At 31.1% G+C, this 11,246-nt stretch carries 13 protein-coding genes and 1 pseudogene; 6 read left to right on the top strand and 8 right to left on the bottom strand.

Going from position 1 to position 11,246, the window contains the following annotated elements; all coding sequences use genetic code 11:
- Positions 1-310: 310 nt before the first annotated feature.
- Positions 311-685, top strand: coding sequence for a hypothetical protein (locus AB0A59_RS11605; RefSeq protein ID WP_458743959.1), 375 nt, complete (start codon positions 311-313; stop codon positions 683-685).
- 162 nt (positions 686-847) lie between these two features.
- Here AB0A59_RS11605 and AB0A59_RS11600 read toward each other — a convergent pair whose 3' ends face one another.
- The 5 genes and pseudogenes from AB0A59_RS11600 to AB0A59_RS11580 form a co-directional block, all read right to left on the bottom strand.
- Positions 848-1,075: a VOC family protein gene (locus AB0A59_RS11600; RefSeq protein WP_458743957.1), complete on the bottom strand. Its 228-nt coding sequence runs from the start codon at positions 1,073-1,075 to the stop codon at positions 848-850.
- Positions 1,024-1,203, bottom strand: a complete 180-nt coding sequence (locus tag AB0A59_RS11595) for a VOC family protein (RefSeq protein WP_458743955.1) — start codon at positions 1,201-1,203, stop codon at positions 1,024-1,026. The genes AB0A59_RS11600 and AB0A59_RS11595 overlap by 52 nt, the downstream gene beginning before the upstream one ends.
- Positions 1,204-1,496: 293 nt before the next feature.
- The gene (locus tag AB0A59_RS11590) at positions 1,497-1,739 is read right to left on the bottom strand and encodes a hypothetical protein (protein WP_458743953.1); all 243 of its coding nucleotides are present in this window, start codon (positions 1,737-1,739) and stop codon (positions 1,497-1,499) included.
- Positions 1,693-2,058: an LLM class flavin-dependent oxidoreductase gene (locus tag AB0A59_RS11585; RefSeq protein WP_458747607.1), complete on the bottom strand. Its 366-nt coding sequence runs from the start codon at positions 2,056-2,058 to the stop codon at positions 1,693-1,695. Before AB0A59_RS11585 ends, AB0A59_RS11590 begins: the two co-directional genes overlap by 47 nt.
- Positions 2,059-2,153: 95 nt before the next feature.
- Positions 2,154-2,543: pseudogene (locus tag AB0A59_RS11580) on the bottom strand (LLM class flavin-dependent oxidoreductase); the annotation flags it as partial.
- Positions 2,544-2,899: 356 nt separating this feature from the next.
- On the opposite strand from AB0A59_RS11580, the gene AB0A59_RS11575 reads away from it, so the two are divergent.
- From AB0A59_RS11575 to AB0A59_RS11555, 5 genes are all read left to right on the top strand, one after another.
- Positions 2,900-3,622: an Lrp/AsnC family transcriptional regulator gene (locus tag AB0A59_RS11575; protein ID WP_458743951.1), complete on the top strand. Its 723-nt coding sequence runs from the start codon at positions 2,900-2,902 to the stop codon at positions 3,620-3,622.
- A 201-nt stretch (positions 3,623-3,823) separates the two neighbouring features.
- Positions 3,824-4,249 (top strand): AsnC family transcriptional regulator, encoded by a 426-nt coding sequence (locus AB0A59_RS11570; RefSeq protein WP_458743949.1) that lies wholly within the window; start codon positions 3,824-3,826, stop codon positions 4,247-4,249.
- Positions 4,250-4,971: 722 nt separating this feature from the next.
- A complete protein-coding gene (locus AB0A59_RS11565) occupies positions 4,972-6,933 on the top strand; it encodes a DEAD/DEAH box helicase family protein (protein WP_458743947.1) in 1,962 nt (653 codons plus the stop codon).
- A 470-nt stretch (positions 6,934-7,403) separates the two neighbouring features.
- Positions 7,404-7,640, top strand: coding sequence for a hypothetical protein (locus tag AB0A59_RS11560; protein ID WP_458743945.1), 237 nt, complete (start codon positions 7,404-7,406; stop codon positions 7,638-7,640).
- A 549-nt stretch (positions 7,641-8,189) separates the two neighbouring features.
- Positions 8,190-8,336, top strand: coding sequence for a hypothetical protein (locus tag AB0A59_RS11555; protein WP_458743944.1), 147 nt, complete (start codon positions 8,190-8,192; stop codon positions 8,334-8,336).
- Between the two features lie 559 nt (positions 8,337-8,895).
- Here the strand turns inward: AB0A59_RS11555 and AB0A59_RS11550 are convergent.
- From AB0A59_RS11550 to AB0A59_RS11540, 3 genes are all read right to left on the bottom strand, one after another.
- Positions 8,896-9,921, bottom strand: a complete 1,026-nt coding sequence (locus tag AB0A59_RS11550) for an alpha/beta fold hydrolase (protein ID WP_458743943.1) — start codon at positions 9,919-9,921, stop codon at positions 8,896-8,898.
- Positions 9,922-10,202: 281 nt separating this feature from the next.
- A complete protein-coding gene (locus tag AB0A59_RS11545; protein WP_458743942.1) occupies positions 10,203-10,445 on the bottom strand; it encodes a hypothetical protein in 243 nt (80 codons plus the stop codon).
- A gap of 282 nt (positions 10,446-10,727) precedes the next feature.
- Positions 10,728-11,099 (bottom strand): hypothetical protein, encoded by a 372-nt coding sequence (locus AB0A59_RS11540; protein WP_458743940.1) that lies wholly within the window; start codon positions 11,097-11,099, stop codon positions 10,728-10,730.
- Positions 11,100-11,246: the final 147 nt, after the last annotated feature.

Genomic DNA, 11,246 nt, shown 5'->3' with positions numbered 1-11,246 from the left:
GATTTTGTATTATCTCATTTTAGAAGTCCTATTGCTAAATTTCCACGCAAAATGATGACTTTTAGTTCCAATGGACTGATCTCAATAAATTCAAAGGAGGAGATATTTCAAAGGTGTAGAGAAGCGAATTATAAAGAGTGTCTCATAAATGGCTATCCTGAAATTTTAGAAAATAATGGAATTCTTATCCAATCGCCCAATTTGATTCTCATTAATATGGACCTTTCCCTTTGTACAAGCTGCCTATACCCAATTAGGAAACTCGACTATCTCTTAAAACAAACATTAAAGCGAATAAAGGAAGTTATCGATGGTCAACCTACCGTGTTGTGGACACGGCAATGGTTATCATATTTATTTACCAGTACAGATCCCGATCCTGGATAATGAGGTTGAATTTTCTAAGGAAAAATTTCAGAATCTATTTTCACTGAATAATAGATACCATGGTTACTACGTGTCAAAAGTTTTCATGCAATTTGCTGAGAGATATTTGACTGGTGAAAAGTCTGATCTTTTACAAAGGCGCGGATATACCAACTGTGTGGTTAGAATCCCTGATACTCATAACATACATAGTATTCTTAAAAGCCTGAGTTTAGAAAAATTACGGGTTAAGATCATCCGGGAATGGGATGGAAGTATAATTGATATTAAACCATTAATACCCGAGTTTAAGGTATAGTTAAACCAACAATGGTCTATATAAAAAATTTTAGATATGGAATTTTTAATAAAAAAATTCACATCAGTTTATAATAGAGGTAACATTTCTAATTCTTCAACTAAATTAATTAAAGAAAGAGTGAATGATAGAAACAATCCAATTCAAACCTATTTTCCTTTTTCAGAGTCCAAATGCGTTATTTTCACTGTCCAAAAACATTGCAAAAAACCCAACAGGAGGTATTTCTGTTTTATGCAATGTAACTTTACCACCGGAATGATTTATTTTTGAAATATATTCATCTATCGAGTTGACCAAAATATAGTTTGTAACTGAAGGTAGTGAATCACGTTTCATCATTCCTCCGGTAATACCTTTTCTGCCATTTTCATCCTCTGTTTCACACATCCATAATTCGACCCCTTGAATTTACTTCTGTTTAATTTCTTCATATCCAATCCAAACACATCCTTATAGAACTGTTTAGCTCGACCTGCGTTATCAATAGGAATATCAAAATGATATAGGCTGGGCATGGTTGTAGATGTACCTCTACATATTTAAATCTGATAGGCTTATCCTTTTGAAAACTCCATTAGATAAGGATTCTTTATAACAATAATTGTTTGGCTTGTATTAAACAACTTTGAACAATATCCCAACTAGATATAGATTCTATGACGTATTTGTAAACTATGATCAATTCACATCATAAGCAGCAGCAGTCGCTGCAAAAAGAGGGGAAGAAAAAAAATTTGAAATTTAAGCTGAAAAACAATAACATGAATATGTGCTATTTATTAATTCTTGTATTCCCCTTTAGCAGACTTCATTTGCTGTCACGAAAATAAGGCAACACATTATTACAGACTTGTTGTATAAATTCTACTTCGTCAGGACTAGTGCTCTGTAAATAAATTTGTGTATAACCTACATCAAAATACTCTTCGAGTGGTTTTATCAAATCTTCTATCGAGGTGACTATTAAAGTAGATTTTCTTAATTTTTCATCAGAAACCTCTATCTCAGCTTTTTGCTGTAATTTTATAGGAAATATCGGTATTAAAAACATTTTCTATTTCTGTAGTTTTCCAAAACTCCGAGGATTTGAATGCTTTATCATAGTCTTCAGAATAGGAAATTCTAGGCTTGCCTATTTTTTCAAGTTCTTGCGGGTCTTTACCTGCTTCGAGAGCAGCCTTTTCAATTTTATCAAATACCTCCCTAACTTGGTCTGGTTTTGAGATTGTTATCAGACCATCAGTATAGACTGCAGCAGTCTGGATCGCCTCAGAACCTGAAGCGGCCATATACAAAGGAATGTTTCTAGAAGAAGGAGGTGTATAAAGTTTAGCTTCTTTTGTTTTAAAATATTGTCCGTCAAATGTGATAAAATCGTTACCTGATGTACTGCTAGAATTAGACTGGGATTCATTATTCTTTTTTTGCTGGCTATTTTGGTCTTTATTCCATAATTTCTTATTATTTGTAATGATTCAATGGTCCTCTCCAATCTGATTTTAGGAGAGGGCCAATCAAAACCAACTGAAACTTCGTTCATTGCTTCTCCAGTTCCTATTCCAAGAGCAATTCGTCTAGGATACAACACATCAAGAGAAGCAAAGGCTTGAGCTACTATTGCAGGATTATATCTAAATATTGGAGCAGTAACTCCGGTAATAAACTTCATGTTTTTTGTTCTCTCGGCAGCAGCTGCTAACCAAATCCAGGTAAAGATTCCGAATCCGCCATCATGATGCCAAGGATGAAAATGATCACTTGTCATAGTCGAAGTAAACCCACCTATTTCGGCCTCAAGGACAAATTTACATAAATCCTGCATTGAGTATTGCTCTTGAGAAGCCCAGTATCCCATAAATTTCATAATAAAATTTATTCAATATAGTATTTATCGAACATACCAAGGACTATGAAATAAAATAAATAAAATAAATATCCCGCTCTATTTCTGTTTAATTGATTGATGTATATCAAGTACAGTCTTCTCTGTTTTTTGAAGTTTCTTATGCAAATCAAAAAATGTGAATCACAATAACTCCAATCAAAAAAAGCAAATTATCGTTCTATGAGATGCAATGTGATGCAGTATAATGAGAATGATTTTTTAACATCCTATAATAGTTTTTGAAATCAGAAATTTATCAATTGCTAAACAAAAAAATCAAATAACTCCGATACTATATCTTTAAAAGTCATCGAATCGTAACAACAATGAGTTCTGTGTCAAGAAAACCTCCAAAAAATGATGTGACTACTATTTTAACAGATAATAACCGCAATATTGTAAAAATAGATAATAAATCTAGAAAAAGTCCCGATAAACAATCTGTAAATAAAGTTAAATACTCTTCCATAATCGATAACAATAACGCTAATGGAAATTACAGTAATTACGATAGCACTAATTTTGAAACAAAAAATAATGAAATGGGTATAATCTCTGTTCTGGATAAACTAAACCTGAAAATTATAGAGGAACTACTCAACAATGGGGACATAAAAAGCTCCGAGATTGCATCAAAGCTAAAGATTCCTCTTTCTACTGTACAAAGAAGACGAAGGAGAATTGAGAAAACGATATTCAGGAAAAAGTATGAATTGAATTTGGATCAGATGGGATTTAGAAATGCTCTAATATTTGTTGACGTTCTAAAAGGTAGAGCAAAGGAAACCGGCGAAAAATTACTCAAAAGATTCGATAGATCTATTCTAAGAGCATCAACGAGAATAAATAGCTCTAATAATCTTTGTCTTGAAATTGTATATGATGATTCCGAGCAGCTTCACTTCCTATTAGAGGAAATCAAGGCGATGCCTTGGACTTCGAATGTTGACTGGTCTGAACAAGTATATTCGATTGGTGATAATGTATCGAATATTATTAATTTTGCTTTAACACAGAAGTTAAAAGCATCAGAAAGGCAGAAAGTGTAGAAGGTCAATAGCAAAAGCTACATTACTATCTATAAGATTATAATGCAGAATATCATTGGTGTGATACTGTTTATCAATTTTTTATAGTAGATTCAATTAAGTATTATCAATATGATTTAGTGGCCAATTTCTTATAACTTTGTGATATAATATCTCATAAACTAACAAAGGATATACTTAAATCTCATACTATCTAAATATATGTATATATTGCCAAGGCGAGTAAAAAGGTTTTATACAAATAAGAAAGCAAACTCTCATCCTGAAAATATTAATGGTGATTCTATATCATATTTAAGATCCAAACCTGAATATTTATCAAGTGATGATAATAAGACGGATCTACTCTCGAATGCGGATTCCGTCCCTGTTATTAAATCTGCAGTACATCTGGATAATCTAAACCTGAAAATTATAGAGGAACTACTCAACAATGGGGACATAAAAAGCTCCGAGATTGCATCAAAGCTAAAGATTCCTCTTTCTACTATACAAAGGAGGCGTGCTACTTTAGAAAAATTTGATATACTCAAGAAAAACTATTCTTTGGATGTAACAAAGTTGGGCCTAAGAGTTGCTGAAGTCTCAATTAGTACTAAAAAAGGGAAGCAGTCGAAAAGTACTTGATGAGATTTACAATCGCCATAGAAAATATATAACTGATATGTCTTTGAGAGTGGGAAATCCAGACACAAATATTTCTTTCAGAATAGTATACAAGAACTCAAGTCGTCTATTCAACTTATTAGAAGAAATTAAGGGAAATCAGATGGTAGATAAAGTCGATTGGTCTGAATATATTACTGAGAAAAAAAATAATCAATCTTCCTTTTCAGATCTACTTTCCCTTTAATTTTTTACTGACAATATTTGATAATCATTAGATAGTAAAGCTTTGACAGAAGCTATTTGCATATTTGCATAAGAGAAAGAAGACGTTCTGATAATAAAATAGTTAGGTATTTTCGAATTAATCTAAAGGTTTTATAAATTTTTATGACGTCTCTACTCTATATAATATTATACATTCTATATTTCAATATTGATTTTATTTTTAGCAAGATATCAAAGTATCTTAAAAGAATAGCAATTTCATGTTGATATTGTATATACAAACAGTAAAAGTTTGGAAAGCTGCTTCTATTCCTAGTCATAAGAACAAAAATTTTAGTAGAATACTTAGTTCCATTAGACCATCTGCATTCATATTTTCTAATATTTTTCAAGCGATTCTATTCGTATATAGGTTGGAAATTTTTTTATAAAGGTATATTAATCAATTTATCGTAATAATAGTTGATAAAATTAAACAATGATCCACCTAGTACAAATATTTTATATTGTCAGCCATGAATAATAGAAATAACGATAATTTAAAAAATGCCGAAATTGTTGAAAATAAGTTGAAAATAGAATATACAATCTCACAGTCCAAAAAATTTTCTTTTCCAATTATTTGCTCATTGAAGTTTCCGTTTAATCTAAAGGATGATCAATTATCCGCGGTAGATTCATGGATGACAAATAATAATAGGGGAACTATTCTCTACAGTACAGGAACAGGAAAAACAGAAATTGCCTTTGAATGTGCAAAGAGACTAGCAAATCTCCATTTATCATCTGAAACTGCGGAAGCGCTGATTAAGGTTGATAAGATAAGCAACACCAATTTAATATTGGAAAATAAAAGAAATGGCGTTTCTAATACTAAAGAATTTGAAATAGCTGTTGCAGAAGGCAGTGGCAATAATGAACATATACCGTATTCATTCTTTAATATTTTATTTCTAGTGCCTCGAATCTCCTTAATAGATCAAACTATTGACAGACTAGTTGCATACGGCATTCCAAAGGAGAAAGTTGGAGCTTACTTTAGTGAGCGCAAAGAAAAAAAAGAAATAATGATATGCACATACCATAGTGTAGTAAGAAATCCACTATTGATAAGACGCTCTAATATGGTTATATTTGACGAAGTACATTTGATTAGAGATACATCAAAATCGTTTATCAAAATTTTTGACATGGTCGTCGAAGATTCAAAGAAGGCAATTTTGGGGCTCACGGCCACTTTAGACGAGAGAGACTTTAAAAATAGCACAATATTAGCGGTGTTACCACCTATTATAAAATACCCTATCAAAAAAGCCGTTAAAGATAAAAGGCTAGCAAAACCAGTAGTAATTCCTATCAAAGTTTCTCTCACAGAAAATGAACTCAGAGAATATGATATATACTCTACTAAGATAAAGAACATTTCAAATAAATTCAAAAGATATGACGTCGATTCAATGACTAATCTTTTAAAGAAAGGGGGATTCGCAAGCGGAATGGCGAAAGCTTGGTTTGCGAACATCCGTAAGAGAAAGTTACTGTTAAGCTATGCCGAAAATAAGTTAACTGAGACAGCAAATATAATTCAGAAAAAATTTCCTGATGAAAAAATTATGGTATTTAGTGAAACTATAGAATCAATTGAAAAACTAAGGGATAATTTGATGGCTCGAGGAATAGGATCAAAAATTATTGATGCAAAGGTAAAGGCAATAGAGAGACAAAGAATTCTAAATGATTGGGGCACTACTTTTAATGTTCTTCTATCAGTACATACTTTGGAAATAGGATATGATGTTCCTCAAGTCCGAATAGAGATCATTCTGGCTACTACATCTAACATAAACCAAATAGTTCAACGAATAGGTAGAGTACTTAGAAAATATGAAGGCAAAAATATTGCATTAATTTATGTAGTCTATGTTCCTGACACTAAAGATGATAATGTAATTAATGTGGTTAATAAAGCCGTGACTGCAGAAAACGATAAAATTAACATTATTAGGAAACAAAAATTAAAGAGAAGCGTATCTAAAAGTGTACAAATAAAAACATCAATATCATCATTACCATCGTCAACTCCCCTTAGGGAGTCAAATAATCCCTCCGTGATAACAAATTTGTCAAACAAAATCAAGAAAGGATCAAAAGATTCAATAATTAATAAACTCGATAGAATTGAAAATCACGAAAATAGAGTTATCAAAGCAATAGGCATTGTTGAGTCGAGTCTTAACAAAGCATCTATAATGGCTGAAGAAAATTTCAAAACAATTAATACAAAAGATCAAAAAGGACTGCATCTGATTGAAGACAAGACAACATCTGACAGTAGGGTATACAAGGTAAAGAGTTCCGTGAATAAAGACAAAATTTATCTTGTAAACTTAGAAAAACAGAGCTGTACTTGTGGTGACTTTATTTACCGACATGTAAAGTGTAAACATATTATAGCAACTGAAATTATTTCTCCATAGTTAGATGTATAGATTAGATTTGTTATATTATGATCAAAAACTAAGGCTGCTTATTATACTGTCGACTGTTAGCGATCGACACTATACTAAAAAAAGTAATTTACAAATAAAAAAATAAAAATAGATAAAAATTATCTATTTACAAAAAAGCAATTCTATCATATCAATTTATGAGCATTCCTACCTTGTTAAACATGACGCCCTACTAAAAATACTAAAAATACTACATCGATTATTCGATCTGTCTTTATATAAAATTTTGATTCATTTCTTCTACACATGTTGGAGAGCAAACCAAAAGCACATACTTTGAGAGGAGTTTTGTGTATTTTGAAAAATGTAATAATTTCAATGAACATTCTGAATATAACTCCTTCAGACCAATTGAAAAAATCGTTTATATAGATCTAGGGCATATTCCCAGCATTCATATAATAAATAATTGTATGTGAAAGGATTTTGAAATAAGAATGAAATTAACCAAAGACAATAAACAAATAAATGAAAATACCTTAGTAATGCAAGCAGCTATCTTTCAACCTATTCTGATAGCATGTATGACAGATATGACAATTTCCGATCTAAGTTCTGCTATATGCAGGACGTTACCTATTTCCAAAGTCTTGATAAAAAAATATTTATTTTACCTAATTGAGAATGAACTAATTTCCTACAATGGAAAAAAAGGGTATATACAACTAATGTAAAGGGGATTCATTTGTTATTTAGAATTGAACTAAAAAAATTTAACGAAAGATTGAATCTTGATGATATTTTGCTTTATGTTGAATAAACGGCGGAATATGTTAAAAGATATGTTTGATGTTGAACTTGCTCTGATATTATGAATATTTACAAGATTTGTGCGATCTGATATCATAAAAACAATGAAATTATTTTTAATTTCAGTAGGTTATTAATTATTAAAATACAGAATAAATAAAATATTTCAAAAGTTCAGTTAACTGAAGTCTTCAAACTAAAATTAAATAATGACAAATACGTTTTGCAATAACCATGAATGTGATATAATATATGTTATTATCTCAAGGAAATGGTTGAATAAATCATATTCGATATAAATATGACATTGTCAATCCCTGTTCTACTATTATCGGCAATAGTAATAGATGACGAAAGTAAACTGGCTTTGCTTTTTAAGACGTCCTTGGAAAAATCAGAATTTAAAGTCGTATATTTATTGACCCATTAATGGGGCTTGAATTTTTTTAAAAAATATGAATGATTTTTCATTATTGCTTACAGATTTTAGAATGCCCATTATGTCAGGAATTGATTTAGCTTGTGAGGTAAGGAAATTAAATGGAAAAATAAAGATTGTTTTGATTACTGCATTTATTATTGATGAATTACAAGGTAGTGAGAGTTATATTTTAGCATAAATAGTCTAGTTGTTCAAAGGCCCGTAAGAATCTCTGTTCTGAGGATATTATTACACAGACTCGAAATTGTCAAATATAATATCACCATGGATTTTTTCTAAGAACAGCAACTATATCCTCAATTTTATTTTTGTCATTATGGAACTTACTTTCCATTTCTACCTGCAATTGCATCATACTTGAAATTATGAGTATCAAAAGTAAAATAAAGAGCTAGCATAACAATTCAGATGATATAGAATGTTTTGATTTGATATATTTTAAATCATTTAGAGTGTTGTATTGCGTACTACTAATTTTAAGAATTCATAATTTGAAATGAATCAGTAATTTCGTTTACGACTGGTAAGTATAAACTATAGAACTCGTCTTGAGCTACAAACTCAACAATGTATATTTTATCATCCTTTATGGTCTATATTTCTGTGGCATCTTTACCGTTTTTGTAATAACTGTAATCTAAAAATATTTGATGAACTGGATTACGTGCTAAAGTTGCATTTTGATTCCAACTTTAAAGATCAAAATCATTTAAGAAAAGGAAAACGGTGTTTATTGCTCATGTCCTAGTTCCTGTTGTATTCAAAAATGTTTCTACTATCTGGGTAAAGATTTCAGGATACTGATACATCAATCCATGTCCGGCATCTTTGATTTGCACAAGCCATGCTCCAGGAACCTTATCTACAAGAATAAGTGCATTTCCTGGAGGAATCGCTTCATCTTCAGTGCCTGTTATTATTAGAGTAGGCACATTAACTTTTTGAAGTAAATCGCAGATTCCATGCCAATTATTAGAAAGCCAGTCTTCATTTATCTCAAACTGTTTTTTTACGGTAGTAGAAAGAATAATTTCAGATGTCTTTGGGATCATATCCAAAAAGTTTGGGTTTTCTTTAATCCAATTTTGTGGAAATGTAACTTCCAGGAAGGAATCGGCATCTTCTGTGCGATTATTTACAAAATCTGATAATGTATTAATTACTTTGGGTTGTTGAGGAATACCTTCCTTCCCACCACATGATGCACCATATAATATTAATCTGTTTACTTTTTCTGGATACGTAACAACCAATTGTTGAGCAACAAAGGAACCCATAGAGAACCCAAGTACATCAGCTTCTTGTATTCCTAATACGTTCATTAGACCCAAAGTATCATTTGCAAATTGTTTAACTGAGAAAGACTTTATACCTTCCGTAGTATTTCCAACTCCTCGATTATCAAAAATAATTACTTTATGGCTTTTTGCTAATTCCTTAAGAAAATGTGAAGGCCAGACGTCCATTACATTTCCACTCCCACTAATGAGTAAGATCGGGGGGCCCTTTCCAAATGTCTTAAAGGCAATTTCTATGTCCCCCACATCAACTTTTTTTGGATCGACTTTATCAATAGGAACGAATTTAGTATTATTATCCATAAGTATAATTTCATTGTCACTAGAAGGTACCATTTGGCCAATAGTAGATGTAGCATTTGATAATAGTAAATTTAAATTAATAACAAAGCTGGTCAATCCGACCACTATAATTGCTATGACCACAAGCAAGATGTGGTCAAGAAAAGGTGACTTGCGATTCATTAGATTCATTTGTTTTACTCTACACATATAATAATATTAATCGTCTGACTTCTCTACGATGGTAGAATAGATAAATATTTTAAGATAGAATTGATCACTATATAGGTAAAATATATGCATAGAAAGTGTAACTCTGTTATAAGTTATCTTGACATCTAATCAATCGCAACGATCAATAGTGGTCGTATACTGAGGGCCAAGAATTATAAATATATAAAAAAGGTTTTACATTTGAGAATTTTTTTTTGAAGATTGGGGTAATCAATTAATGGATATTCAAATCATGTAATGAAATTCTCATTTTTTGGTGCCTCGTTATAAGATTTACAATTAGGACATTGTAATATTATATCGCGATAATTGTACGTCATTACATTTTCTGCTAAAATAAATCCACAACAGCCACAAACGTGAGATTCCAGTTCGACCCCTTTAACTAATGCATCTTTATCGTTTGTACTAAAAATTATTCTTTTCTCTACGTTAGAAGGCGATATGACTTGAAGTTTAATTATTTTAGTCATATGACATTCATTTGCATTATCGTATATAAAATATACTAAATTTTCTTATAAGGAAATGTAGTGTACAATTCTATATTAAGGAGAACATTGCAATCTGTCGTCTTTATATAACAAGGAATCGATAATATTGATTTCATTTTATCATTCAAAAGGATGATTGATTGACTATGCAATAACCTGGGTTAACACCCAAACTAATGATGGATTAATGGGTGAATGGATGGCGGATGATAATAATAAGTGTCAACAGTTTTAATAATTGATTTTTCTATCAGTCACCTACTACTCCAAAGGATTATTAGTATGGCCCACGATTTTGTCTCCTTTGGCTATTGAACAACATATGCATTTTTGATGAATACATACACTAGACTCTTTATGTTCACATATTGCACAGAGACATTTTCTATCATATTTTGGTCCAGTTCCTTGATTTTTCGTTTTTGTAATGTATATCCAATATACAATTAGAGAAATTCCTGTTAGCATTATGATAAGTGATGGTATTATCGCTCGTAATGTCAGCAACAGTATGCTGAATGCAATCACCACGATTCCTCCAATTAGTGGCCAGATGACGGTACTATGCTTGTTGCTTATACGTTTGTTATTATCATTAGTGTTGCCTCCGGTGGCACTTCCATCTTTACTCAATTTACTTCCTCAACATTACTAGATATTTCAGTTTTATCATCTTTTTCTTCTTCTTTAAGTAAGCTCAAACTTTGGAATCTAGTAAAAGCGAATTGGTTCATACACAACTATTATTGATGATACTATTTATGACATACATAGTATATC

The sequence above is a fragment of the Candidatus Nitrosocosmicus sp. T genome (genome assembly GCF_054408485.1).
The sequence above is the reverse complement of the archived record's forward strand: the minus strand, read 5'-3'. Positions and strand labels throughout refer to the sequence as shown.